Origin of the sequence: Arthrobacter sp. Soil782 (assembly GCF_001428435.1) — a bacterium.
Taxonomy (GTDB): Bacteria; Actinomycetota; Actinomycetes; order Actinomycetales; family Micrococcaceae; genus Arthrobacter_D; species Arthrobacter_D parietis.
This window is the reverse complement of record NZ_LMSO01000007.1, coordinates 200,308-224,235: the sequence shown is the minus strand read 5'-3', so window position 1 is coordinate 224,235 and position 23,928 is coordinate 200,308. Positions and strand designations below refer to the sequence as shown.

General features: G+C 63.5%; 25 protein-coding genes. 9 read left to right on the top strand and 16 right to left on the bottom strand.

Annotation, left to right across the window (positions count from 1 at the left end; translation table 11 throughout):
* Window positions 1–81 precede the first annotated feature (81 nt).
* The 8 genes from secF to pdxT all read right to left on the bottom strand — a co-directional run bounded on the left by secF (window position 82) and on the right by pdxT (window position 7,537).
* Window positions 82–1,095 (bottom strand): protein translocase subunit SecF, encoded by a 1,014-nt coding sequence (secF, locus tag ASH00_RS08600; RefSeq protein ID WP_056547443.1) that lies wholly within the window; start codon window positions 1,093–1,095, stop codon window positions 82–84.
* Complete coding sequence (secD, locus tag ASH00_RS08595; RefSeq protein ID WP_056547440.1) at window positions 1,092–2,852, bottom strand: protein translocase subunit SecD; 1,761 nt, start codon at window positions 2,850–2,852, stop codon at window positions 1,092–1,094. Before secD ends, secF begins: the two co-directional genes overlap by 4 nt.
* 69 nt (window positions 2,853–2,921) lie before the next feature.
* The gene (locus ASH00_RS08590; RefSeq protein WP_082566000.1) at window positions 2,922–3,389 is read right to left on the bottom strand and encodes a preprotein translocase subunit YajC; all 468 of its coding nucleotides are present in this window, start codon (window positions 3,387–3,389) and stop codon (window positions 2,922–2,924) included.
* A gap of 195 nt (window positions 3,390–3,584) precedes the next feature.
* Window positions 3,585–4,703 carry a Holliday junction branch migration DNA helicase RuvB gene (gene ruvB / locus ASH00_RS08585; protein WP_056547436.1) on the bottom strand — a complete coding sequence of 373 codons (1,119 nt, stop codon included), beginning with the start codon at window positions 4,701–4,703 and terminating at the stop codon, window positions 3,585–3,587.
* Window positions 4,703–5,332 (bottom strand): Holliday junction branch migration protein RuvA, encoded by a 630-nt coding sequence (gene ruvA / locus ASH00_RS08580; RefSeq protein ID WP_056547434.1) that lies wholly within the window; start codon window positions 5,330–5,332, stop codon window positions 4,703–4,705. The genes ruvB and ruvA overlap by 1 nt, the downstream gene beginning before the upstream one ends.
* 134 nt (window positions 5,333–5,466) lie before the next feature.
* Complete coding sequence (gene ruvC / locus ASH00_RS08575) at window positions 5,467–6,039, bottom strand: crossover junction endodeoxyribonuclease RuvC (RefSeq protein ID WP_056547431.1); 573 nt, start codon at window positions 6,037–6,039, stop codon at window positions 5,467–5,469.
* Between the two features lie 30 nt (window positions 6,040–6,069).
* Window positions 6,070–6,828 (bottom strand): YebC/PmpR family DNA-binding transcriptional regulator, encoded by a 759-nt coding sequence (locus ASH00_RS08570; RefSeq protein ID WP_056547429.1) that lies wholly within the window; start codon window positions 6,826–6,828, stop codon window positions 6,070–6,072.
* Window positions 6,812–7,537, bottom strand: a complete 726-nt coding sequence (gene pdxT / locus ASH00_RS08565) for a pyridoxal 5'-phosphate synthase glutaminase subunit PdxT (RefSeq protein ID WP_056547428.1) — start codon at window positions 7,535–7,537, stop codon at window positions 6,812–6,814. Before pdxT ends, ASH00_RS08570 begins: the two co-directional genes overlap by 17 nt.
* A gap of 76 nt (window positions 7,538–7,613) precedes the next feature.
* Here pdxT and ASH00_RS08560 point away from each other — a divergent pair, with 76 nt between their 5' ends.
* Both ASH00_RS08560 and ASH00_RS08555 read left to right on the top strand, forming a co-directional pair.
* The gene (locus tag ASH00_RS08560; protein ID WP_056547426.1) at window positions 7,614–8,894 is read left to right on the top strand and encodes a Mur ligase family protein; all 1,281 of its coding nucleotides are present in this window, start codon (window positions 7,614–7,616) and stop codon (window positions 8,892–8,894) included.
* The gene (locus ASH00_RS08555; protein ID WP_056547425.1) at window positions 8,891–9,631 is read left to right on the top strand and encodes a type 1 glutamine amidotransferase; all 741 of its coding nucleotides are present in this window, start codon (window positions 8,891–8,893) and stop codon (window positions 9,629–9,631) included. Before ASH00_RS08560 ends, ASH00_RS08555 begins: the two co-directional genes overlap by 4 nt.
* A gap of 31 nt (window positions 9,632–9,662) precedes the next feature.
* On the opposite strand, the gene ASH00_RS08550 is transcribed toward ASH00_RS08555, so the two are convergent.
* The gene (locus ASH00_RS08550) at window positions 9,663–10,922 is read right to left on the bottom strand and encodes a CapA family protein (RefSeq protein WP_235563238.1); all 1,260 of its coding nucleotides are present in this window, start codon (window positions 10,920–10,922) and stop codon (window positions 9,663–9,665) included.
* A 140-nt stretch (window positions 10,923–11,062) separates the two neighbouring features.
* Between ASH00_RS08550 and ASH00_RS08540 the strand changes: the two genes are divergently transcribed.
* From ASH00_RS08540 to ASH00_RS16665, 3 genes are all read left to right on the top strand, one after another.
* Window positions 11,063–13,081 carry a M3 family metallopeptidase gene (locus ASH00_RS08540; protein ID WP_082565999.1) on the top strand — a complete coding sequence of 673 codons (2,019 nt, stop codon included), beginning with the start codon at window positions 11,063–11,065 and terminating at the stop codon, window positions 13,079–13,081.
* Window positions 13,078–13,791 carry a GNAT family N-acetyltransferase gene (locus ASH00_RS08535; RefSeq protein WP_056547417.1) on the top strand — a complete coding sequence of 238 codons (714 nt, stop codon included), beginning with the start codon at window positions 13,078–13,080 and terminating at the stop codon, window positions 13,789–13,791. The genes ASH00_RS08540 and ASH00_RS08535 overlap by 4 nt, the downstream gene beginning before the upstream one ends.
* Before the next feature lie 62 nt (window positions 13,792–13,853).
* Entirely contained in the window at window positions 13,854–14,276 is a 423-nt protein-coding gene (locus ASH00_RS16665) for a hypothetical protein (protein WP_157359057.1), read from the top strand.
* Window positions 14,277–14,430: 154 nt separating this feature from the next.
* On the opposite strand, the gene ASH00_RS08525 is transcribed toward ASH00_RS16665, so the two are convergent.
* On the bottom strand, window positions 14,431–15,471 hold the full coding sequence (locus ASH00_RS08525; RefSeq protein ID WP_235563236.1) for a CapA family protein: 1,041 nt from the start codon (window positions 15,469–15,471) through the stop codon (window positions 14,431–14,433).
* On the opposite strand from ASH00_RS08525, the gene ASH00_RS16995 reads away from it, so the two are divergent.
* On the top strand, window positions 15,461–15,733 hold the full coding sequence (locus ASH00_RS16995; RefSeq protein WP_056547412.1) for a hypothetical protein: 273 nt from the start codon (window positions 15,461–15,463) through the stop codon (window positions 15,731–15,733). The two genes, ASH00_RS08525 and ASH00_RS16995, sit on opposite strands and share 11 nt — an antisense overlap.
* An 84-nt stretch (window positions 15,734–15,817) precedes the next feature.
* Here the strand turns inward: ASH00_RS16995 and pdxS are convergent, their stop codons facing one another.
* The 6 genes from pdxS to ASH00_RS08490 all read right to left on the bottom strand — a co-directional run bounded on the left by pdxS (window position 15,818) and on the right by ASH00_RS08490 (window position 21,658).
* Window positions 15,818–16,732 carry a pyridoxal 5'-phosphate synthase lyase subunit PdxS gene (gene pdxS / locus ASH00_RS08515; protein ID WP_056547409.1) on the bottom strand — a complete coding sequence of 305 codons (915 nt, stop codon included), beginning with the start codon at window positions 16,730–16,732 and terminating at the stop codon, window positions 15,818–15,820.
* Between the two features lie 199 nt (window positions 16,733–16,931).
* Window positions 16,932–17,774 carry a hypothetical protein gene (locus ASH00_RS08510; protein WP_056547407.1) on the bottom strand — a complete coding sequence of 281 codons (843 nt, stop codon included), beginning with the start codon at window positions 17,772–17,774 and terminating at the stop codon, window positions 16,932–16,934.
* 136 nt (window positions 17,775–17,910) lie between these two features.
* Entirely contained in the window at window positions 17,911–18,519 is a 609-nt protein-coding gene (pgsA, locus tag ASH00_RS08505) for a phosphatidylinositol phosphate synthase (RefSeq protein WP_056547404.1), read from the bottom strand.
* Entirely contained in the window at window positions 18,509–19,129 is a 621-nt protein-coding gene (locus ASH00_RS08500) for an HIT family protein (RefSeq protein ID WP_056547805.1), read from the bottom strand. The genes pgsA and ASH00_RS08500 overlap by 11 nt, the downstream gene beginning before the upstream one ends.
* A 6-nt stretch (window positions 19,130–19,135) precedes the next feature.
* Window positions 19,136–21,151 carry a threonine--tRNA ligase gene (gene thrS / locus ASH00_RS08495; protein WP_056547401.1) on the bottom strand — a complete coding sequence of 672 codons (2,016 nt, stop codon included), beginning with the start codon at window positions 21,149–21,151 and terminating at the stop codon, window positions 19,136–19,138.
* A 183-nt stretch (window positions 21,152–21,334) separates the two neighbouring features.
* Window positions 21,335–21,658, bottom strand: a complete 324-nt coding sequence (locus tag ASH00_RS08490; protein ID WP_082565998.1) for a chorismate mutase — start codon at window positions 21,656–21,658, stop codon at window positions 21,335–21,337.
* A 149-nt stretch (window positions 21,659–21,807) separates the two neighbouring features.
* On the opposite strand from ASH00_RS08490, the gene ASH00_RS08485 reads away from it, so the two are divergent.
* The 3 genes from ASH00_RS08485 (at window position 21,808) to ASH00_RS08475 (ending at window position 23,899) form a co-directional block, all read left to right on the top strand.
* Window positions 21,808–22,065 carry a mycoredoxin gene (locus ASH00_RS08485; protein WP_056547398.1) on the top strand — a complete coding sequence of 86 codons (258 nt, stop codon included), beginning with the start codon at window positions 21,808–21,810 and terminating at the stop codon, window positions 22,063–22,065.
* Window positions 22,066–22,184: 119 nt separating this feature from the next.
* Complete coding sequence (locus ASH00_RS08480) at window positions 22,185–23,270, top strand: S-(hydroxymethyl)mycothiol dehydrogenase (protein ID WP_056547395.1); 1,086 nt, start codon at window positions 22,185–22,187, stop codon at window positions 23,268–23,270.
* On the top strand, window positions 23,270–23,899 hold the full coding sequence (locus tag ASH00_RS08475) for an MBL fold metallo-hydrolase (RefSeq protein WP_056547393.1): 630 nt from the start codon (window positions 23,270–23,272) through the stop codon (window positions 23,897–23,899). The genes ASH00_RS08480 and ASH00_RS08475 overlap by 1 nt, the downstream gene beginning before the upstream one ends.
* The last annotated feature ends 29 nt before the right edge of the window (window positions 23,900–23,928 follow it).

Here is a 23,928-nt window from a genome sequence, read left to right as displayed (position 1 = left end):
TTCCGGAAGATGGAACGTCAACGGCCCGGCACCTCGCAGGTACCGGGCCGTTGTCTCGGTGTGCGCCGCAGCGCAGCGAGGTCACGCCGGAGCGGTATCAGCTTCCTTGGCTTCGAGGGAGCGGCGGTGCATTACGCGCTTCTCCTGCTTGCGGATGTCAGGCTCGTTCATCCGAAGCATCGCGTACATGGGAGCAGCAACGAACACGGTGGTCAGCGTGCCGATGATGATACCGACGAAAAGCGCCAGTGAGAGGTCCCGCAGGGTGCCCGCGCCGAGCAGCATCGCGCCGATGAAAAGGATTGCAGCGACTGGCAGGACGGCAACAACGGAGGTGTTGATCGACCTGACAAGTGTCTGGTTGACCGCCAGGTTAACCTGCTCTCCGAAGGTCCGCTTGCTGGACACCTCCAGATCTGCCGTATTCTCCCGAATCTTGTCGAAGACCACGACTGTGTCATACAACGAATAGCTCAGGATCGTCAGGAAGCCGATGACTGCCGATGGAGTGACTTCGAAGTCACTGAGCGAGTAGATGCCGGCAGAAGTCACCATCACCACCACCAGCGCCGCCATTGCCGCAACCGACATCTTCCAGGTGCGGAAGTAGATCGCCATCAGCGCCGCGGCGAGAGCCACAAAGACAACCAGACCGATGATCGCCTGGCGGCTGACATCCTCTCCCCAGGTGGGCCCCACGAAGTTGGACGTGACGTCTTCCTCCGTGACGTTATAGGCGCCGATCAGCCCATCACGCACGCTCAGGGTTTGGTCATCGCTGAGCCGTTCCGTCTGGATACGCATGGTTTCCGGGGCAATGTTGGTTACCCGCGGAACCGCTTCCGGCACCACCTCGGTGACGGCTTGTTCGCCCGCGGCGACGGAAGTGTCCTGCACATTCGAGACGGTGAATTCTGACCCACCGCGGAAGTCGATGCCCAGGTTGAACCCACCCTTGATCACCGGAACCAGCAGCGAGAGCAAGATAGCCACACCGGCGATCATGAACCACAGGTTGCGCTTTCCAACGAAGGGATAGGACCGCTTGCCGGAATACAGTTCGTTTCCGAATTCGGCAAAACTGAACCGGCTCATCGGTTGTCCCCTTCCTTGGTTCCGCGTGCTTGCGCACTGACGGTCTTTTGTTCTTCAACGGCCTTCTGCTGTTCAGCCAGCCGCCGTTCAGCAATAGTCATGCGCCGCTCAGCTTCACCCGCAGCGGCCTTGTTCCGGCCGCGCAGTTCAACTGCGGGCCGCTCTACCGGCTTGTGCCGCACCCGGCCGGCTCCGCGGTACAGCGGAAGCACGCCGAGTCGCGAGGGATCAAGCCCGGACCAGCGGTGACCCTCGCCGAAGAACCGGGTCATGGCGAGCAGTCGCATTACCGGGTGGGTGAACAGGAACACGACAACGAGGTCGGCGATTGCCGTCAATCCAAGCGTGAACGCGAAACCGCGCACGTTTCCGACGGCCACGAAATACAGCACGACGGCGGCGAGAAGGTTCATGGCCTTGGACGCCAGTACGGTTCGCTTGGCACGCCGCCACCCGTTCTCGACAGCAGGGACCAGACCACGGCCGTCACGGAGCTCATCCCTGATGCGTTCGAAGTACACAATGAATGAGTCTGCTGTCTGACCGATTGCGACAATCAGCCCCGCTACACCGGCGAGGGATAGCCGATAGTTTTCTGTCCAGCCGAGGATGCAGATTGCCAGGTAGGTAAGTACCCCGGCCACCACGAGCGAGGCGATCGTCACCAGGCCGAGCATCCGGTACTGGAAGAGTGAGTACACAGCGACGAGAACCAGCCCGATCACGCCGGCGATCAGGCCGAGTCGCAATTGGTCGGCTCCGAGCGTGGCGGAGATCTGCTGTTCACTCTGAATTTCGAAGCTGATGGGCAACGCACCGTACTTCAGCTGCTCTGCGAGAGCTGCTGCCGATTCCTCCGTGAAGCTGCCGCTGATCTGCGGACGCCCGTCAGGAATCACTGCGTTGGTGGTGGGAGCTGAAACAATAACGCCGTCCAGCACGATGGCGAACTGGTTCCGTGGATCTCCCGGACCGATGGCGAACAACCGCTCGGTTACTTCGCGGAAGGTCTCGGTACCCTCATCGTTGAAGTCGATGTTGACGACCCACTCATTCAGGGTCTGGCCCTGGGCACTGCGCGCCATGCCGTAATCGGCTGACTCGATCTCAGTGCCGCGAACCTCGACCGGACCGAGGATGTACTTCCCCTGTGTGTCCGGCTCGCAGGCAACCATCGGCTGGTCGGCGGGAGCCGGCTCGACTGCAGGCTCAAGTGCCTCCGGGCTGGTGCAGTCAGTCGACTCGAACTCCTGCAGAAGCTCGGGGGTTATCCAGTTGGGATCGCTGGCACCAGTCGGTTCGGCACTCGGAGTGGGAAGCTGGTCTTCGGGCGTCGGCGTCTCAGCCGCCGGGGCAAGCCCAGGGCCTCCGAAGAGCACGGGCCGGAACTCCATCTGGGCCGATGCCTGGATCAGTTCCCGCGTCTCCGGTTCAGGGATGCCCGGGAGCGCGACAATGACGTTCTGTCCCGACTGCGTGCTGATCTCGGCCTCGGCGACACCGCTACCGTCGACGCGCTGCCGGATGATCTCGACCGCCTGGTCAAGCTGTTCGGGGGTTATTTCCTCGCTGCTGCCCTGTACCTCGGGTGCGAGGATCATCTGGGTACCGCCCTCGAGGTCGAGGGCGAGCTTCGGTGCCCAGCTGGCGTTACTCCACAGCGAGCCTCCGCCGAGCAGCAAGGCGAGGAGTGCAAAGACTACGCCGAGCCATACGAGCGTACGTTTGGCGGCGGAGCCTGGGCCGGTTCGTGCCATGGTGCGTGAATCCTTTGGGTGTTGGAATTCGAGACGTGACGGGCCGAAGGAGTACGGCCGTGTCGCAGGTTACTGTTCTTTGTCGTTTCGGTCGCGCGCGTTTTCCCTGTTCAGCCGCTCGGCTGACTCTTCCGGTGTCTCTTCGCGAAGCGGGCGGTCAGCATCGCTGAGCGGGTCCGTCAGTGAGGAGGCGTCATCGGGGACGCTGTGCTCTTCCTCGACCACCGGTTCCGGGGCGACCACCTTGCTCAGGGTCTGGGAGTGAACGGTCGCGGTAACACCTGGGGAAAGCTCGATAAGGGCCTTGTTGTTGTCCTCGTCGAGGGAAACGATGGTGCCGAAGAGACCGAAGTTGGTCATGACCTCGGTACCCGGGACCATCTGGGTGCGCTGCTCCGCGACCTGCTTTTTCATCTTCCGCTGCTTGCGGAACATGGTGAAGATCAGAAAGGCGAGAGCCAACGGGAGGAGCAGGCTGAAGATGTCAAACCCGCCACCCGTCTGCTCGGTGGTCTGGGCAACTACATTTGCGAGCACAGAGAAGATCCGTTCCTATATTTTGGTCAGCACAGTCGGCTGCGGTGCAGGTGATTCCGACGCTGAAGTTCCGCGGCTGCGCGCGGTCCGCGGGAGCACTGCCTGACTGTTAAGCCAGCAGTGTTTCCAAAGCTTTGACCGTGCGCTGCGCCACACGTCAGAACAGTCTACGGGGAATGGGCCTCAACTTTCGCACTAGCCGCTGTTGCGGCTCCATTCCGTTTCGCTCCCGAGCGCCGTTTCGACCCCGGAAACGGGATCATCCTCGTACACCGGGAAAAGTCCTTCGGGCATGGCGGCTGCGATTGATGCAGGCATGACCAGGCCCAGATGTTCCCACGCAGCTGCTGTGGCGATTCGCCCGCGCGGCGTTCTGCCGAGCATCCCCTCCCGCACGAGATACGGCTCGGCGACCGTTTCCACGGTCTCGGGTTCTTCCCCTACTGCAATGGCCAGAGTGGACAGTCCCACCGGCCCTCCATTGAACTTTGTCACAAGCGCCGTCAGCACAGACCGGTCGAGGCGGTCGAGTCCTTTGGCGTCAACCTCGTACATATCCAGAGCGGATCCTGCGCACCGTGCATCGATGACGTCCACGCCGTGCACCAGTGCCCAGTCACGAACGCGCCGGAGGAGGCGGTTCGCGATTCTGGGCGTGCCGCGGGAACGTCCTGCTACCTCAGCAAAGGCTGCGGAGTTGACCCGCATGTCCATCATCATGGCCGAGCGCCGGAGAACGAGTTCAAGCTCCGCCGTGGAGTAGAACTCGAGATGGCCGGTGAATCCGAACCGGTCGCGCAGCGGACCCGGCAGCAGCCCGGCGCGGGTGGTGGCGCCGACCAGGGTGAAAGGTGGCAGATCCAGCGGAATCGCTGTTGCGCCCGGCCCTTTGCCCACGATGATGTCTACCCGGAAGTCCTCCATTGCCATGTACAGCATTTCTTCCGCAGGGCGCGACATGCGGTGGATCTCGTCGAGGAAGAGCACCTCCCCCTCGGTCAGCGAGGACAAGATAGCGGCGAGGTCTCCGGCATGTTGGATGGCGGGGCCGGAACTGATGCGGAGGGGCGCATTCATCTCCGCGGCGATGATCATCGCGAGGGTGGTCTTTCCGAGCCCGGGAGGTCCGGAAAGGAGAACATGGTCCGCGCTGCGGCCACGCATTCGGGATGCTTCGAGGACGAGGGACAGCTGGCGGCGCACTCTTGCCTGACCGACGAAATCATCCAGGTTCTTCGGCCGCAGGGCTGCCTCGACCGCCCGGTCCTCCGGATCCACGGCCGGCGAGACAAGGGGCTGTTCCTGATCTGTCATCAGTTCACCGAAGCCCGTGCCGAGCTGCGGGCGCCATCCTGGCCCAGCCTGCGCAGTGTGAGCTTCAGGATGGAACCGACATCTCCAGATGCCGCAATCTCTGGAGAATCCTTCACTGCGGCGTCGATGGCTGAGCCGGCGTCCTTCTCCGACCAGCCCAGACCCATCATTGCGGCGAGAACCTGGGACTGCCAGGCGCCGGAAGCTGTAGTTGAGGTATCCGTCTCAAGCGGAATGAGCTTGTCAGCGAGTTCAAGCACAATGCGCCGCGCGCCCTTGGGGCCGATCCCCGGCACCTTGCTGAATGCTTTGTCATCCCCGGACGATGCGGCGGTGCGGATGGCCGCCGGGGCGTACACCGCGAGCACCGCCAGCGCCAACCGTGGGCCTACGCCACTGACGCCCAGCAGTGTCTCGAACACCTCACGCTCGTCGGCATCCGTGAATCCGAACAGGGTCATGGAATCCTCGCGGACTATCAGCGAGGTGTTGAGCCTGGCCTGGTTGCCAAGCCGGAGGGTGGAAAGAGTCTGGGGCGTTGCCTGTACCTGCATTCCGAACCCGTTGACGTCGAGTACGGCCGAGTGCAGGCCCACATGGCTTACGGTCCCGGTCAGAGAACTGATCATGCGCTGGGCTCCAGATGCTGAGAATCGAAACGAATATCACCGAACATATCTACGAATCAGCGTACGTCCCGGCGCGGACTATCCGGCGCCGCCACACCGATGTACTCCGGTACGCAGACTACCCGGGAGTAGGTTCATCGCCGTTGACGCGCCTTCGCTTCCGCTTCCGCCCACAGCCGTTGGGCCGCGGTCTGGCCAGCCCCACCCTGGCTTCGGGCTGAGGACGTAGTTCCGGTTCGCCAGGCGTGCGTGATGGCAAGCGCCAGTGCGTCAGCAGCGTCGGCAGGGGTGGGCGGCGTTGCGAGGCGAAGGATTTTCGTCACCATCTTGGTCACTGCGGCCTTGTCAGACTGGCCGTTACCCGTCACTGCCGCCTTGACCTCGGTCGGTGTGTGAAGCGCTACCGGAATACCCCGCCTCGCCGCCGCCGCTATCACCACGCCCGAAGCCTGAGCGGTACCCATGACGGTGCTGACGTTGAGCTGGCTGAAAACGCGTTCGACGGCGAGCACCGCCGGTGAGTGCGTGTCCAGCCACACATCCACTGACTCGGCGATCATCAGCAGGCGGCGATCGAGGCTTTGGTCAGCCGGCGTACCGACCACACCGACCGCCACCAGAGTGGCGCGCCGGTTCGGTTCGACATCAACCACGGCAAGTCCGCAGCGGGTCAACCCCGGGTCAACACCCATGACACGCAGTGTCACGGGTGTCCCCCAAGATGGGCGGAGCGGAAACTAATCGTCGCTCTCCAGCTCAGCGAGCACGTCATCGCCGAGCTCCGCATTTGAGTACACGTTCTGGACGTCGTCAAGCTCTTCGAGCGCGTCCACGAGCTTGAGGAACTTGCGTGCGGCGTCCGCATCGAGTTCAACCTGCATCGACGGGACAAACTCGACCTCGTCGGTCTCGTATTCGATACCTGCTTCTTCGAGACCCGCGACGACCGCGCGGAGGTCTGTGGGCTCGGAGTGAACGTCGAATGATTCGCCCGACTCCTTCACCTCTTCAGCGCCTGCGTCCAGGACTGCCATCAGGACATCATCCTCCGACAAGTCTTTCTTCGGCAGGGAGACTACGCCTTTGCGCGCGAACAGGTAGGCGACCGATCCGGGATCAGCAATTGATCCACCGTTTCGGGTAATGGCGACCCGGACCTCCGAGGCTGCACGGTTCTTGTTGTCCGTGAGGCATTCGATGAGCAGCGCCGAACCCTGGGGTCCGCGCGCTTCATAAATGATCTCCGAGTAGTCGACGACCTCTCCGGTGAGCCCAGCGCCGCGCTTGACCGCCCGGTTGATGTTGTCGATGGGAACGGACGTCTTCTTGGCCTTCTGCACGGCAAGCTCGAGTGCCGGATTGCCCGCCAGGTCAGCGCCGCCGGCGCGGGCCGCCACCTCGATATTCTTGATCAGCTTCGCGAAAGACTTGGCGCGCTTGGCGTCAATCACGGCCTTCTTGTGTTTGGTGGTAGCCCATTTAGAGTGCCCCGACATGCTCTGCCCTTCTTTGTGCAATCAACGATAGGAAAAGCTCATGGATACGATGCTCACCGGTCACTTCCGGGTGGAAGCTCGTGGCGAGCAGGTTTCCTGAGCGAACTGCAACAATCCTAGCGACCGGCTGTGCCCTGGCATTGTCAGGCCCGGTTCGGGCACCGTGCTCGGCGGGCGGCGTATCCGGCGCCTCGACCTGTGCGAGGACCTTCACCGACTCCCCTACCTTCTCCACCCACGGGGCCCTGATGAACACCGCGTGGACGTCGGATCCGTTCCCAGGCAGTTCCTCAAACGGGAGGTCGGTCTCGAAGGACTCGCGTTGCCTGCCGAAGGCGTTGCGGCGGACGACGATATCCAGCCCCCCGATCGTCTGCTGGGGATTACCCGCCAGGTCAAGGGAGGGATCAGCAATGGTGTCCGCGAGCATGATCATTCCCGCACAGGACCCGTAGACCGGGAACCCGCCGCGGATGAGTTGGCGTAGCGGTTCGGCGAGCCCGAACGCGCGGGTCAGCTTGTCCATGGTGGTCGACTCCCCGCCGGGGATGATAACGCCCTCGACCTGCTCCAGCTCGCTGGGGCGCCGGACCGCTGACGCCTCTCCGCCCAAGGATTCGATCACCCGGATGTGCTCGCGTACGTCGCCCTGCACTGCGAGAACGCCGACGCGCGGAGCGGCACCGCCAAGGGAAATGGTGGAAGTCACCGACCCAGTCTAGTTTGGCGCTGAGACTGTGGGCGCCATACCGGGTAGGCAGCGAAAGCGCGATAAGTTAGACACCATGTCTGGTCTGTCTACCTTGAGCGTGCCCCTGGGCAAAACAGTTCGGGCGCTCACGCGTCTGCGCGGCGGTGGTTCGGCGTTTCCCGGTCTGGTCGTCGAACGAATCGATCCAGGCTTCATGGCGCGGGCGCTGCGAAACCTGCCGAAGGGCATCATCGTCGTCAGCGGCACCAACGGGAAGACCACCACCACCAAGATGGTGGTCGAACTCCTTGAGGGCCAGGGGCTGAAAGTCTTCACCAACCGGACGGGAAGCAACTTCACCAGGGGCGTTGCCGCCGCGCTGCTCGGCGAGGTGGACTGGCGCGGACGACTGAGAGCCGACGTCGCCGTCCTGGAACTGGACGAAGCCCACGCCGTCCACTTCGTGAATCTGGTCCCTCCGACCCATTCTCTGCTGCTCAATGTACTCCGGGATCAGCTTGACCGCTTCGGTGAGATCGACAAGACCACCAAGCTGCTCGAGCACATCGCAGTGAAGACCACCGGCACGGTGGTGTTGAACCGGGAAGATCCGCGGGTCGCTTCAATCGCACCATCGGTCCGCAACGCCGCGGTGGCTTATTTCGGGCTGGCTGAATCTCTCCGGGACACCTTTCCCAGCGATGATGACCTTCGCGGCGCCACAGGAACAGCACCAGCCTCTTCCCTGCCCGCCGACGTCGTGCTTGAAACGGTCGAATCCAATACCGCTACGTTCAGCATGGACGGCGAGGCAAGCACCGTCGACCTGAGCCTCCGCGGCGTCTACAACATCTTCAACGCCGCGGCGGCGCTGGCCATGGCGAGGATCATCCTGGGCGGTGAGGCGAAACGGGACGCGATGCTGCGCTCACTCGCAGCGGTTGAGCCGGCCTTCGGCCGCGGCGAGTCCCTGGTGGTGGACGGCCTGCCGCTGGAGCTTGTCCTCGTGAAGAATCCGAGCGGCTTCCGCCTGGGCCTGAAGTCCTTCGATGCTGCAGGCTACGCGACCATGATTGCGATCAATGACAATTACGCGGACGGACGGGACATGTCCTGGCTCTGGGACGTTGATTTCGACAGCCTGCGGGCCGGCGGTGTTGAGATGGTCAGCGGCGTCCGCGCGTATGACATGGCTTTGCGACTGCAGTACGACGACGTCGCCGCCCAGGACATCGATCCTGACACCGGATCAGCACTCCGCACGTTCATCCGCGGTGCGAAGGACCGCCCGAAGCGGATCTTCTGCACCTATACCGCGATGCTCGCGATCCGCAGGGACCTGTCCAAAATTACCGATGTGAAGGTGGTCTCATGAGTTCCGGCACTCCTGCGAACAAGGGCACCGTGCGGATTCTGCAGCTGTATCCGCGGGACATGAACATCTACGGCGACTGGGGCAATGTGCTGGTGCTCAAGCAGCGCCTCGCCTGGCACGGGTATGAGGCGGTGATCCTCGAACACAATGCCGGGGACACCTTCCCTTCAGACGTGGACATCCTCATCGGCGGCGGCGGACAGGACAGCGGGCAGGTTGTAATCCAACAGGACCTGCAGTCCAATGCAGCCCATCTTCGCTCGCTTGCCGGGGACGGTACGCCCATGCTCGCGATCTGCGGTCTTTACCAGCTTTTCGGAAACTTCTTCAAGACCCACGACGGCACAGTCATACCCGGGATCGGAATCCTGGACATCGAAACGCATGGCGGGTCGGAGCGGCTGATCGGGAACGTGGTCGCCCGAAGCGAGGAGTTCGGCGACATCCACGGCTATGAGAACCACAGCGGTCAGACCTTCCTCGGTCCAAACGTCCGTCCGCTCGCCACCGTGACCAAGGGTGAAGGCAATAACTCGAAGGAGGACCACGAAGGGGCCCGGCACCTCAACATCGTGGCCAGCTACCTCCACGGCTCGCTGCTGCCGAAGAATCCCGCGGTTGCCGACTTCCTCATCCGTGAGGCGGTGACCCGCAAGTACGGCTCCTTCGAGCCGGGCGATGTCGATGACAGCCTTGCTGAGCTCGCGCGCCGCCACGCTGCGGCCCGGCCGCGCTGAGTCTGACGCGGTTGAGCTTGAAAGGGCCTTCTTAGTCCTCTTCCGAAACCAGCCACTGGTGTGCGCCGTCTTCGGACGCGCCGTAGGTCTCCACCGTTGCCAGCGTCCGGGCCTTGACTGCCGCCTCATGCTCCGGGGTTGAGCAGGAGCCCGGCTCCTGGTCAGGAGCCAGCGAGCACCAGCGGTACGGGTCCCGGACAATGACCGACGGCACCCAGGCCAGATCGCTGACTGTCCACTGACCCGACTCATCGGCGGCAAACTGCGCCCGGATGGTCAGCCCCTCATTGTTGACGTCATATACCGGTGACAGCTCGGTGACCCCATTGCCGAGACCGTAGACGATCCAGGTGTCGTTGTAATACTCGATCGGCAGCACCGAGTGCGTGTGGTGGCCATAGATGAAGTCGACCGCCCCGCTGTCGGCAAGGGCATGGGCGAGGTCGATCTGCTGCTGGTTGGGCAGCGAGGCGTACTCATCGCCGGCATGGATAGCCGCGATAACGACGTCGGCGCCCTCCTCGCGCGCTCTTTCCGCCTTCGCGATCATGGTGGGCGCGTCGAGCATGTCCACCTGCCAGGGGAATTCCGGAATCAGTCCGTTCAAACCGTAGGTGGCCTCGATGACTGCCGCCTGCGCAGCAGGCGTCTCGAGAATCATCAACTCCTGTGCGTCGGCTTCCGTGCGGTAGGAGCCCGTGTGTTCCAGTTCAAGCCGGTCCAGGGTGTCCAGCGTGCGGACCAGACCCTCGGTACCTGCGTCGATCGTGTGATTGCTGGCCGTGGTGCACGCCTGGTACCCGACCGCCTTTGCGGCGTCGAGGATCTGCGGCGGCACGTTGAACTGGGGGTAGCCGCTGAACGGACCTTCCGGCGTCGAGACAGGGGTTTCCATATGGCACATCGCGAGATCGCTCGCCTCGATATAGGGACGCTGCCCGGCCAGAAGCGGCTCGAAATCAAGAGTGCCGTTGCCGGTTTGCTGCGCATCGACGGCTGCCTGGTCCCACAGCTGAGGGTGCACCAGAAGATCGCCGGAAGCCATGAAGGAGAAGCAGCGATCCGTCGGGCAATCCGGGCCCTTCCCGGGCGTCGACCCGGGGGTAGGTTCCGGAGTGACCTCGGGAGGGCTTGAGGTGGCGGGCGCAGAGGAGGCGGCAGGCGCCGTCGTCGTTGGTTCTGAGCCCTGGGTGGTGCGCCCCTCGCCTGCTCCCATGCAGCCCGAGCAGGCAAGCGTGAGGGCCAGTCCCAGCGCCCCCCACGTGCTTCGAATTCGCGTCTGTCCCGACACAACGACCTCCCTTGATGATGACTTCCAATGATAGGTGCGCTGGGAGGGGAACCTGAGGATGAACCCACCGAAGCGAACACGGGATGCAAACGGGCTTGCCTGCTGGAGCGGCGCCGCTCGTTATGCCAAGGTTGGTTACCATGAGCAACCCTTTTCAGAACCCGAGCACCTTGCCGTTCCAGTTGCCTCCCTTCGCGCAGATCCGCGAGGAAGACTTCCTGCCGGCGTTTGAAACCGGTATCCGGGAGCACCTCGCTGAGATCGAGGCGATCATCGCCGAGCCTGAGCCCGCTTCCTTCGACAACACGATCGTGGCAATGGAGCGCGCCGGGCAAGCGCTTCGCCGCGTCGCGCTGGTGTTCTTCAATAACTCATCCGCTCACTCCACTGAGGGAATCCAGGCGGTGGAGACGGAGATCGCCCCGCGCCTTGCCGCGCATGAGGACAACATCTACCTCAACGCTGCGCTCTTCGCGCGCGTGAATGCAGTTGGGACATCCGGGCTCGACGCTGAGTCCGCACGTCTGGCCGACGAGTACCGGCAGCGCTTCGTTCGCGCCGGCGCCCAGCTCGACGACGCCGCGCAGCACCGCCTGCGCGAACTGAACGGCGAGCTCTCCCGGCTCAGCACCGAGTTCGGGCAGCGGCTGCTCCGTGACACGAATGCGTCTGCCCTGCTTGTCGACGACGCTTCAGAACTCGACGGATTGTCCGCGGACGACATCGCCTCTGCAGCAGACGCCGCCGGTGCCGCCGGCCACCCGGGCAAGTATCTCCTGACACTGATCCTGCCGACCTCCCAGCCTGCACTGGAGTCCCTGACCAACCGAGAGACCCGCCGCCGCCTGCATGAAGCGTCCGTCAATCGCGGGTCCCGCGACAACGCGAACAACACCATCCGCGTCGCCGCAGAAATGGCGGCACTGCGGGCTGAGCGGGCGTCCCTGCTGGGTTTCACCAATCACGCCGAGCTCGCCACTGATGACCAGACTGCGCCGTCACTGGATGCTATCCACGAAATGCTCGAACGCCTTGCACAGCCGGCTGTCCGGAATGCACGCGCGGAAGCTGAGCAGCTCGAGGACGTGGCAGGTCACCCGGTTGAGGCCTGGGACTGGTCGTTCTACTCCGAGAAGGTCCGCTCCGAGCGGTACGACGTGGACCTCGCCGCACTGCGCCCCTACTTCGAGCTCGACCGGGTACTGAATGACGGCGTTTTCTTCGCGGCGAATAAGCTCTACGGGCTCACTTTCCATGAACGGGAAGATCTCCAGGGGTACCACCCCGAGGTACGGATTTGGGAGGTCCGGGAAGAGGACGGCTCCGAGTTGGGGCTCTTCCTCGGCGACTACTACACACGGGACACCAAGAACGGCGGCGCGTGGATGAATTCCTTCGTGGAGCAGTCGCGCCTTGGCGGAACCCGGGCCGTCGTGGTGAACAACCTGAACGTGTCCAGGCCACCGGCGGGTGAACCCACACTGCTGACCTTCGACGAGGTGCGGACCACGTTCCACGAGTTCGGCCACGCACTGCATGGGCTCTTCTCGGATGTCACGTACCCGTTGTTTTCCGGAACGAGCGTTCCGCGGGACTTCGTGGAATACCCTTCACAGGTCAACGAAATGTGGATGCTCTGGCCGGAAGTGGTCAGCAACTATGCGCGCCACCATCAGACCGGTGAGGCGCTCCCTCAGGAGATGATCGACAAGCTCGTAGCCGCCAGGAAATGGGGTGAGGGTTTCGCCACCACCGAATACCTGGGTGCTGCTCTTCTCGACCTCGCGTGGCATGAGCTGCCGCCGGGCACCACGGTGGAGGACCAGCTTGCTTTTGAGAAGCAGGCACTGCACGACGCCGGCGTGGACTATGCGCCCGTCCCGCCGCGGTACCGCACCGGATACTTCAAACACATTTTCGCGGGCGGCTACTCAGCGGCTTACTACGCCTACATCTGGAGCGAGGTACTGGATGCGGATAGCGTCGAGTGGTTCAAGGAATCGGGCGGGCTGACGCGGGAGAACGGAGAACATTTCCGCAGGGAACTGCTTTCACGCGGATACAGCGTTGACCCGCTGGATGCCTTCGCTGCCTTCCGTGGCCGCGCAGCCAGCATCGATCCCCTCCTCGAGCGTCGAGGGCTGGCTGAGCAGTCATGACCACCATCGCCGGTTGCCAGCGTCTGCAGCGCGCCTGGTTCGCTGCCATGGCACAGGCAACCGGCGGCCGGACTTTCTCCACGCATGAGTCCGACTGGGTCTGGCTGCCGGCCCGGCGTGAGCTCATGCTCATGTTTCCCACCACGTTGTCATCGGCAGGATTGCGGCCAGCGCTCGCAGAGGGCGTGCGCCTCGGAGCGCGAACCGTAGGCGTATGGCTCAACGGCGCAGTCCGGGGCAAGGAGCTAGTCGACTTCGGGTTTGAATCCGGCTGGCAGCCGTGGTGGATGAGCGCGCCGATCGAGGCGCTCACCGGGCTTGACTCAGCAGGAGCGGCGATCACCTCGCGCGTGCCCGAATACTCCGGTCCATTCGCCGCGGAATTAGCCATTGCCCGTGCAGAACCGCCGAAGGCCTGGCATGCACTCGCGCGCGTGGAAGGGGTGCCTGTTGGCGCCGCGTATTCCTTTTACGACGGTGCGGCTGGTGACGCCAAAGCCGTCGGTGGGATCTTCAACATGGAAGTGCTCCCCCAGTTCCGCCGCCGCGGCCTCGGCACGGCGCTGCTGTCAGCGGTGGCGCAGCGGGCCGCTACTGCGGGAGCACAGGAACTGGCGCTGAATGCCACGCCTGAGGGGTATGAGCTATATTCCCGACGAGGATTCGAACTCATTGGCCGCGGACAAACGTGGTGGCTCCAGCTGAACTGATGGGCTTGTTGCCCGTTATACGCTTCTTGTTGCCGACTATGGCTATGGGGGAAGGCTTCACTGTGGAACGACGCGCATTTATCAGCGTGCTTACGGCGACGGGATTGGGGTTCGGGCTCGCTGCCTGTGCCGGCCCGGATCGTGGACCGGCTGGTTCGCGACCCACCACAACACCGCCGTCCACGCCGAGGCCCGCTCCGTCACCGGTAACACCGTCCCCCACTGCGGTTGCATCGCCGACAGCTCCAGCAGTGATGAAGGTGCCGCTGCCGCAGGGAATCATCACCGGACTTCCCACCACGGAGCCCGTGTTCGCCTGGACTGTCGACGATGGGTCCAACAGCGAAGTCATCCGCAGATACATAGAATTCTCACGCGAGAGCGGGACACGGCTCACGTTCTTCCTCAACGGTTCATACCCGCGTTGGACCGAGCATGCTGAGATTCTCAAGCCGCTCATACTGAACGACATCTTCGTTCCCTGACCCGGCAAGCGCGGGAAGAACGCCGCCTGTTCGTTCAGGCAGCCACTAGGTGCGCGAGTGGAATTCGAGCGCGACACAGACCCATTGCCGAAGCACCTCACCGCGAGCCACACCTTCAGGATCCACCGTGTGCACGCCATCCTCATCGGCTTGCCTACTCGTTACCGGACGTCTGGACGGCATCGGCGGCGCCCCATTCGACGGCACCGGCATCTGCCGCCCCCATCGACTCGACGGTTACCTTGCTGCGCTGCCTGCTCGCCGCGTCCGCCTCGGTGGAGACGCAAGACGTGCCCAACGCGGCCATCTCCTCGAGATTGACGGCGGCCACCGGGCACCAGCGGTGGGCCGGCCCGTTCCAGGTGGCCGGAAGCCAGCGGATTGCTGCGCCCTGCCAGCCGCCGTCGTCGTCCTGCTCGAAGGAAACTTCCACCAGCAGTCCCTCGGTGTTGCGGATGTCCGGCGTGAGGTGTGCGGCGATGGTGTTCCCGAGTCCATAGACGATCCAGACGCCGTTGTACTTCTCGATGGGCAGCACCGAATGGCTGTGGTGACCGTAAACCAGGTCGAAGCGGCCGCTGTCCACGAGTGCGTGGGTCACCTCCTGCTGCTGAGCGTTGGCATAGTCGGCATATTCGTCGCCGGCGTGCACCGCTGCAAGTACGACGTCGGCGCCCGCGTCGCGCGCTTCGTCCGCCTTGGCGATCATCACTGCCGGATCCAGCTGATCGACCTGCCAGCCGAACTCTGGCACTATCCCGTTGAGTGCATAGGTTCCGGTGATCACGGCGATTCGCGCTTCGCCGGTGTCCACAATAAGCGGCTCAGCTGCCTCCGCGGCTGTGCGGTAGGAGCCGGTGTGTTCGAGCCCTGCCGTATCCAGGGTGTCCAGCGTGCGGTTCAGTCCCGCAGTGCCGGCGTCGAGGGTATGGTTGCTGGCTGTTGTGCAGGCGTCGTAACCCAAATTCGCGACGGCGTCGGCAATCTGGGGAGGGACGTTGAACGCTGGAAAGCCGGAATACGGGCCGTCGGGCTCAGCCAGCGGGGTCTCCTGGTGACAGATAGCGAGGTCGGCCGGCGCGACGTACTCCTCCTGCACCGCAAGCATCGGTCCAAAGTCCAACTCGCCGCCGCCATCTACGGCTGCCTGTTCCCACAGACCTTCGTGAAGCAGCAGGTCACCGGTGAGCACCACGGTGAGGCATTCCCCGCCCGGGCAGGTAGCGGTCTTGGCGGCGGTGGTGCGAAGCGGCGTCGGACTCGGTGATTCAGGCTTAGGCCGCGCCGTAGCGGACGCTTCAGGCGATGGAGCGACCGGCGAAGGTGAGGTTGTTTTCAGGGATCCCGTGGACGATGGCACGCTCCCCGGACCCGAGCACCCGGGTATCAGCAGCAACATCGACAGTGCTGTTGCCTGGACAACTGATGCGCTGCAACGGTTCACACCGACAGCGTAGCCCCGAGTGAGCGCCAGGAGCCCAAACGGCGAAGGGCCGGACATAGTGTCCGGCCCTTCGCGCTATTCAATGCTGTCTGCAGTCCTACCAGCCGCGCTCGGCGAGGCGGTGCGGCTGCGGGATCTCGTCCACGTTGATGCCGACCATTGCTTCGCCGAGGCCGCGGGAGACCTTGGCGATCATGTCCGGATCGTCGTGGAAGGTGGTTGCCTTGACGATGGCGGCGGCGCGCTCGGCCGGGTTGCCGGACTTGAAGATACCGGACCCTACGAAGACGCCGTCAGCACCGAGCTGCATCATCATGGCGGCATCGGCTGGTGTGGCAATACCGCCGGCGGTGAACAGGACGACCGGAAGCTTGCCTGCCGCGGCAACTTCCTTGACGAGCTCGTACGGTGCCTGGAGCTCCTTGGCTGCGACGTACAGCTCGTCGTCGGCCATGGAAGTGAGGCGGGCGATTTCCGAGCGGATCTTGCGCATGTGCATGGTGGCGTTGGAGACGTCTCCGGTGCCGGCCTCGCCCTTGGAACGGATCATGGCCGCACCTTCGTTGAGGCGGCGCAAAGCCTCACCCAGGTTGGTCGCACCGCAGACGAAGGGAACGGTGAACTTCCACTTGTCGATGTGGTTGGTGAAGTCCGCAGGAGTCAGCACCTCGGACTCGTCGATGTAGTCCACACCGAGCGACTGCAGAATCTGCGCCTCTACGAAATGGCCGATGCGGGCTTTTGCCATAACCGGGATGGAGACGGCCTCGACGATGCTGTCGATCATGTCCGGGTCCGACATGCGCGACACCCCGCCCTGGGCACGGATGTCGGCGGGTACGCGCTCGAGCGCCATGACGGCAACGGCACCGGCGTCCTCGGCGATACGGGCCTGCTCTGCGGTGACGACATCCATGATGACGCCGCCCTTGAGCATCTCCGCCATTCCGCGCTTGACGCGGCTGCTGCCGGTCACGGGCGCAGTGGTGGAAGCTTCTTCAACAGTGGACACAGTATGGCCCCTCGGGTAGAGAAAAGATGACAATCCATGATACGCCCGGCGGCTGCCCCGAATCGCCGGTCAGCAACTGTACGTAACGGCGGATTTCTTGTGCACGCGAACAGCGCTCCACACGATAGGGCACAAGGTGGTCAGTTGTTTGACCGAGCGGCTTCACGGCAGTCTCTACGCGTCGTGGCCGCGTGAGCAGTCACTCGTCGATCGGCACAGTTCCTCCGTCAGGACCTTCGATGACGTGTGTGATCTCGGAGGGTTCCGGCCAGCTCTGGAGGCCCCCGTCGACGTAATCGCTGTCGTCCGGGTCCGCCGCGTCGACAGTCAACATATCGAGCTTGCCGTCGCAGATATGCAGCAGGACCTGCAGCCGGATGCCACCCGGACCGGTGAACTGCGCACGAACCGGGAACACCTGGTTGTGGGGCACGGCGCGGGGCAACTCATCCGGAACCCGGAAGTGCGCGCTCGAGGTGAACTCCTCGTCCCAGTAGACCTCCCGAGCGGAGGCGAGCTGCGCCAGAAGTTCCGGCGCTCCCGGAATGTCCCGGGCACCCAGGATGGCTTCGGCGATGATTCGAACCCCAGGTTCCAGCCCCCTCTCATGCTCAGGCGGGTGGCCTAGCACGGCCTCGAACCGGCTCTTCCGGGCGGCGGCTCGGTCACTCAGGTAGCCGGCGAACGTGGCTGCTGTTGCCGCCACCGCCATCCAGCGGCGAGGATGCTTCGCCCCGGCCTCGCGCAGCTTCTCCTGAAAGCGCAGGTCGATCGTGTCGCCGGCGTCGGCGAAGCGAAGGGCGATACCGGTTGCGGCGATCCCGGCCGTCGTCTTCAGCGGAACCAACCCCCTCTTGCTGCCGGCGATTGTAGCGGCGACGTAAAAACCGGTCAGGACTGCTGTTACGGCGTGCACGGCGCGGCGCTGGGGTGCATCCAGCTTCGACGCGTCAATGAGAGACAAACCCCCCGCGGCTACTGTCGCGACGACGCCGAAAACCGGCGACGCGTTCATCGGCCGGTGCTGCTGGTCAAAACTCATAAGAGGTCCTCCCTGAATAGCCGCTTTGGCGCTAAACTTGACTGCTCCGTGCGGCCCTGCGATTTTTGCGAAGCTTATCCTCAGGCGTAAGGAAAAGCACGACCAGCATCCGGCCCCTTGTGCAGATGCATCGCGCTCAGGAAGCTGCAGCCTGGACCCGCACCGTCAGAATGCGCTGCACGATGGTGACGACACTTGCCAGTGCCAGCAGGATCAGGACTGCCAGCAGAACTACCTCCGGAAGGCCGAGGCCGGTCAGGCCCGTCACCACCAGCACCGAGACAAGGCGCTCGGCGCGCTCCGCGATACCAACGTTCGCAGTGAACCCGAGTGACTCGGCCTTGGCACGCGCATAGGAGACAATCATGCCGAGCACCAGGCAGGCGAGAGCAGCGACGGCGATTGCGCTGTTGCTTCCGCCCAGGAAAAACCAGATAGCGACGGCGGCAAACAGAGCGCCGTCCGCGATGCGGTCGAGGGTGGAATCGAGAAAGCTGCCCCACGAGCCGCTACGGCCCTGCATCCGCGCCATGATTCCGTCAACGACGTCCGAAAAGACGAACAGGGTGATGAAGACGGTGCCCCAGAAGAGCTGCCCCAGTGGGTAGAAGACCAGCGCTCCTCCTGCCACACCGAGTGTGCCCACCACGGTGACCGTGTCCGGCGATATTTTCCACTTGAGGAGCAGGGTAGCCAGCGGTGTAAACAGCGAGGTGAAGAATGACCGCGCGTATTTATTCAGCATCGCCCGCTCCGGCATCGGTGGGGGTGGCGGAGGCTTCTTCCCATGCTGCGGCGAGTTGCGCCCTCACCTCGTCGAGGGTCTGCGTGATTGCCTTGGTCTGCGCGATGATCGGGAAGAAATTGCCGTCGCCGCTCCACCGGGGAACAACATGCTGGTGCAGATGGGACGCAATACCTGCTCCCCCGGTGACTCCCTGGTTCATGCCGAGGTTGAAACCCGTGGGCCGGGCAACATTGCGTAGCGCATGCATGGCCGTCTGCGTCAGCTGCGCTATTTCGACTGTCTCCTCGGAGGTGATGTCGGTGTAGTCGGGTACGTGGCGGTACGGGCACACCAGCAGGTGGCCCGGGTTGTAGGGGAACAGGTTCAGGACGACGTACGCGCTTGAGCCGCGGTGGACAATCAGCGATTCCTGATCGGACCGTGCAGGAGCGGCGCAGAAGGGGCAGTCCTCCTGTTTGTTGAACTGCCCCTGCCCGCCCTTGATGTATGCGAGGCGGTGTGGAGTCCACAGGCGCTGGAAGGCGTCGGGGACACCGGGCAGCTCAAAGCTGTCCGTTACGTTCGTGTCCTCGTGGGTCTGACCGTCAACGCCCGACTCGTGGTGCATATGCCGCTACTGTTCCCGGTTGCGGACGGCTTCCACGATCCGCTTCACGGCCTCGTCGACCGGCACCTGGTTCTCCTGGCTTCCGTCCCGGAACCTGAAGGAAACGGCACCGGCGTCGGCGTCGTCCCCACCGGCGATCAGGACGAAGGGCACCTTCTCCTTACTCGCTGTCCGAATTTTCTTTGGGAAGCGGTCAGAGCTGATGTCGACTTCCGCCCGGATCCCCTCGGCCTTGAGCTTGTCGACGACGTCGAACAGGTAATCGTTGAAAGCGTCGGCAACGGGAATGGCGAGGACCTGGACGGGAGCCAGCCAGGCTGGGAAAGCACCCGCGTAGTGCTCTGTCAGCACACCGAGGAACCGCTCAATGGAGCCGAACAGCGCCCGGTGGATCATGACCGGCCGCTGGCGCGTTCCATCCGCCGCCTGGTACTCAAGCTCGAAGCGCTCGGGCAGGTTGAAATCCAGCTGGATGGTTGACATCTGCCAGGTGCGGCCGATCGCGTCGCGGGCCTGCACAGAGATCTTCGGCCCATAGAACGCAGCTCCGCCTGGATCGGGAACCAACTCCAGGCCCGATGCCTCTGCGACCTCCGCGAGAGTCCGGGTTGCTTCCTCCCAGGCCTCGTCCTCGCCGACGTACTTCTCGGGATCTTTGGTGGAAAGTTCCAGATAGAAGTCGTTGAGGCCGTAATCCTTCAGCAGTCCGAGGACGAAGTTGAGCGTACCGGTGAGCTCATCCTTCATCTGCTCGCGGGTGCAGTAGATGTGGGCATCATCCTGGGTCATGCCGCGTACGCGGGTAAGTCCGTGCACCACACCGGACTTCTCGTACCGGTACACAGACCCGAACTCGAAGAGCCGCAACGGCAGTTCCCGGTAGGACCGCCCGCGGGAGCGGAAGATCAGGTTGTGCATCGGGCAGTTCATCGGCTTCAGGTAGTAGTCCTGGCCGGGCTTGCGGACTTTGCCGTCGGCGTCGAGCTCCGCGTCCACGTGCATGGGCGGGAACATGCCGTCGCGGTACCAGTCCAGGTGCCCGGAAACCTCATAAAGGTGGCCCTTGGTGATGTGCGGCGTGTAGACAAACTCGTAGCCGGCCTCGACGTGCCGCTGGCGCGAGTAGTCTTCCATCGCCTTGCGGATGATGCCGCCGCGGGGGTGGAATACGGGCAGGCCTGAACCCAGCTCGTCCGGGAAGGAGAACAGGTCCAGTTCAGTGCCGAGCTTGCGGTGGTCGCGGCGCTCCGCTTCGGCCAGGCGCTCCTGGTAGGCCTTGAGGTCTTCCTTGGTGGGCCAGGCGGTGCCATAGATGCGCTGCAGCTGCTTGTTCTTCTCGCTGCCGCGCCAGTACGCCGCAGCTGAACGCGTCAGCGCATACGCGTTGGAAATCAGTTTGGTGTTCGGCAGATGAGGGCCCCGGCAGAGGTCCTTCCAGATGATGTCGCCGGACTTGCGGTCCACGTTGTCGTAAATGGTCAGCTCGCCGGCACCGATCTCAACCGAAGCGCCGTCGTCGTCAGTAATATCGCCGTTGCCGCCCTTCAAACCGATCAGTTCGAGCTTGTAGGGCTCGTCCTTCATCGCTTCGCGGGCTTCGTCTTCACTCGCGACGCGGCGCTGGAAGAACTGGTTCGCGTTGACGATCTTCAGCATCATCTTTTCGAGCTGCTTCAGATCTTCGGGGGTGAAGGGGTCTTCGACATCGAAGTCGAAGTAAAAGCCGTCGGTGATGTAAGGGCCGATGCCTAGTTTCGCATCCGGTCGCAGCTGCTGGACGGCCTGCGCCATCACGTGCGCGGCGGAGTGGCGAAGGACGTTCAGCCCATCCGCAGAATCGACCGCGACCGGCTCCACCTGCGAGCCGTCCTCCAGCTCGCGGCTCAGGTCCCAAAGCTCGCCGTTCACACGGACGACGACGACGTCGCGCTGCTCCCTGAAGAGGTCCGCTCCCGTAGTCCCGGTGGTCACCCGCTGCTCTTCGCCGTTGACGATGAGGGTGATTGATGGGGGCGCTGACACTGAGGTCTCCTCTTGATAAGGGTGAAGTGCACGGATACTGATCGATCAACCGTACCCGCGGATGTTGGCCAACCTAGGCCCAACACTCCTGCGGGGGTGTTTCGATGGTATCCGTTGCGTGCGCGGCCAACCAACCAGCGCGTACCTATGCCATTGCCGGGTGCGCTCTGGGGTGATCCGGGCTCAGGACGTGCGCCGGACCTTCAGTTCAAACTCGATGAAGGCCTCGATCATGGCCCGGTAGGTCCGTTCGACCACAGCGGGATCCACGTCGAGCTTTTCGGCGTAACCGCGCACGTTCGAAATGACCTGTTCGACCCGTGCGGGGGCGCGCACGGACTCGTCGTCGTCCTTGAGTGAACCCGCCCTCCGCACCAGCCGCTCACGTCGGGAGATCAACCCGACCATCTGCTCATCGACCTCGTTGATCGCGATACGGACGGCCTTCAGCTGTTCGGCCTGGACCGAACCGGGCTTCGGTCGCTCGGGCGTTAGGGGGTTTGGCATACGGCGACACTACGCGAGGAGCCACTGAGCGCCACGGTTGATGACGCGCATACCGGGAATGGACCGCGCAGCGCAGACGTTACATTTGCTGACAGAAACCGCAATAATCCGCGGACTCGACGAGTCCGCAATTTTTCCAGAGGAGCACCGTGGATTACACACCCGCTGCCGGCACCATCACCATGTTCAGCACCACCTGGTGCGGCTATTGCCGCAGGCTCAAGTCGCAGCTCGACGCGCAGGGCATCGGCTACCAGGAGATCAACATTGAGGAAGTGGAAGGCACTGCGGAACTCGTCGCCTCGCTCAACGGCGGAAACCAGACCGTGCCTACGGTCATCTTCCCCGACGGCAGCACGGCCACCAACCCTTCCGCAGCCGAGGTGAAAGCGCGCGTCGCCGCCTAGCACCCACGTGATTTCGCAGGACACGCCCCTTATCCGCCCGGATAAGGGGCGTGTCCTGCTTTTTCAATGTCGATAAGCTGGAGACGTTCCCCCCACCTTCGAGGAAAAGGACTGTCTCAATGGCACACAGCGTCAAGGGCGTCGTCGTTATGGAGAAGGACGCGCCCGCTACCGTCGTCACCATCAAGGTTCCTGATCCGGGACCGGGTGAGGCGCTTGTCGACATCCTGACCTGCGGCGTGTGCCATACGGACCTTCACTACAAGCAGGGAGGCATCAGCGATGATTACCCCTTCCTGCTCGGCCACGAGGCAACCGGCGTTGTGAGCGCCGTCGGGTCTGACGTGACCAACGTCCAGCCCGGCGACCGCGTCATCCTCAATTGGCGGGCTGTCTGCGGGCAGTGCCGTGCGTGCCTGCGCGGAGAGCCGCAGTACTGTTTCAACACCCACAACGCAACGCAGAAGATGACCCTCGAAGACGGCACGGAACTGTCGCCCGCCCTCGGTATCGGAGCCTTCGCCGAGAAGACCCTCGTAGCGTCCGGGCAGTGCACCAAGGTCGATCCCGATGCGGATGCAGCCGCCGTCGGCCTTCTGGGTTGCGGAATCATGGCGGGCATCGGTGCAGCGATCAACACCGGCAATGTCCGGCGCGGAGACTCCGTAGCCGTGATCGGCTGCGGCGGAGTGGGTATAGCTGCCATCGCCGGATCAAAATTGGCCGGCGCAACCCGGATCATCGCGGTGGACATCGACAACCGCAAACTGGAACTCGCCAAGGGACTGGGCGCCACCGATCTGGTGAACTCCAAGGAAACCGATCCCGTCGAGGAAATCCGCAGGCTGACCGGCGGCAACGGAGCCAACGTGGTGATCGACGCCGTCGGCCGTCCTGAGACCTACAAGCAGGCGTTCTATGCCCGTGACCTCGCCGGCACAGTGGTGCTCGTCGGGGTACCTACGCCGGATATGACGCTCGACCTCCCCCTGCTGGACGTCTTCGGCCGGGGAGGCGCGCTGAAATCCTCCTGGTACGGCGATTGCCTCCCCTCACGCGACTTCCCGATGCTCGTGGATCATTACCGGCAGGGCAACCTGGACCTCGACGCGTTCGTCACCGAGCGCATAGCGCTTGACCAGGTGGAGGAAGCCTTCACCAAAATGCACGACGGCGTAGTGCTGCGTTCGGTGGTGGAGCTCTGATGGGCGCGCGTATCGACCACCTGGTTACCTCCGGCACGTTCTCCCTTGACGGCGGCACATGGGAGGTGGATAACAACGTGTGGATCATCGGCGACGACTCCGAATGTATTGTCATCGACGCACCGCACGACGCCGGCGCGATCGTAGACCAGATCAACGGGCGCCAGGTCCGCGCGATCCTGCTGACCCACGGCCATGACGATCACATCCGTGCCGTCGGGGAGCTCTTCGACACAGTGCGAGCGCCGATCCACCTTCACGCCGAAGACCGCATGCTGTGGGACGCGGTGTACCCGGAGACCGTTCCGGGAGCGACCATTGCCGACGGCGATACCTTCAGCGTCGCCGGAGTCACCCTCCACGCGATTCACACGCCCGGCCACTCCCCCGGCTCGGTCTGCTTTTACCTGCCCGACGCCGGCACCCTGTTCAGCGGCGACACCCTGTTCCGGGGCGGGCCGGGAGCAACCGGACGGTCCTACAGCGATTTCCCCACGATCATCGAATCCATCCGCACCAGGCTGTTCACCCTGCCCGCGGATACCGTGGTGAGAACCGGGCACGGCGACTCGACCAGCATCGGTGAGGAAGCACCGAACCTCGACGAGTGGATCGCCCGCGGGCACTGATTGAACCCGACTGCCGGCCGGCTCCGTCT

What these genes read in the sequence shown, in the direction of transcription:
- secF (WP_056547443.1), bottom strand. Translation starts at nt 1,095, where the DNA reads ATGAGCCGGTTCAGTTTTGCCGAATTCGGAAACGAACTGTATTCCGGC.
- secD (WP_056547440.1), bottom strand. Translation starts at nt 2,852, where the DNA reads ATGGCACGAACCGGCCCAGGCTCCGCCGCCAAACGTACGCTCGTATGG.
- ruvB (WP_056547436.1), bottom strand. Translation starts at nt 4,703, where the DNA reads ATGACAGATCAGGAACAGCCCCTTGTCTCGCCGGCCGTGGATCCGGAG.
- ruvA (WP_056547434.1), bottom strand. Translation starts at nt 5,332, where the DNA reads ATGATCAGTTCTCTGACCGGGACCGTAAGCCATGTGGGCCTGCACTCG.
- ASH00_RS08570 (WP_056547429.1), bottom strand. Translation starts at nt 6,828, where the DNA reads ATGTCGGGGCACTCTAAATGGGCTACCACCAAACACAAGAAGGCCGTG.
- ASH00_RS08560 (WP_056547426.1), top strand. Translation starts at nt 7,614, where the DNA reads ATGTCTGGTCTGTCTACCTTGAGCGTGCCCCTGGGCAAAACAGTTCGG.
- ASH00_RS08555 (WP_056547425.1), top strand. Translation starts at nt 8,891, where the DNA reads ATGAGTTCCGGCACTCCTGCGAACAAGGGCACCGTGCGGATTCTGCAG.
- ASH00_RS08540 (WP_082565999.1), top strand. Translation starts at nt 11,063, where the DNA reads ATGAGCAACCCTTTTCAGAACCCGAGCACCTTGCCGTTCCAGTTGCCT.
- ASH00_RS08535 (WP_056547417.1), top strand. Translation starts at nt 13,078, where the DNA reads ATGACCACCATCGCCGGTTGCCAGCGTCTGCAGCGCGCCTGGTTCGCT.
- ASH00_RS08510 (WP_056547407.1), bottom strand. Translation starts at nt 17,774, where the DNA reads ATGAGTTTTGACCAGCAGCACCGGCCGATGAACGCGTCGCCGGTTTTC.
- pgsA (WP_056547404.1), bottom strand. Translation starts at nt 18,519, where the DNA reads ATGCTGAATAAATACGCGCGGTCATTCTTCACCTCGCTGTTTACACCG.
- ASH00_RS08500 (WP_056547805.1), bottom strand. Translation starts at nt 19,129, where the DNA reads ATGCACCACGAGTCGGGCGTTGACGGTCAGACCCACGAGGACACGAAC.
- ASH00_RS08490 (WP_082565998.1), bottom strand. Translation starts at nt 21,658, where the DNA reads ATGCCAAACCCCCTAACGCCCGAGCGACCGAAGCCCGGTTCGGTCCAG.
- ASH00_RS08480 (WP_056547395.1), top strand. Translation starts at nt 22,185, where the DNA reads ATGGCACACAGCGTCAAGGGCGTCGTCGTTATGGAGAAGGACGCGCCC.
- ASH00_RS08475 (WP_056547393.1), top strand. Translation starts at nt 23,270, where the DNA reads ATGGGCGCGCGTATCGACCACCTGGTTACCTCCGGCACGTTCTCCCTT.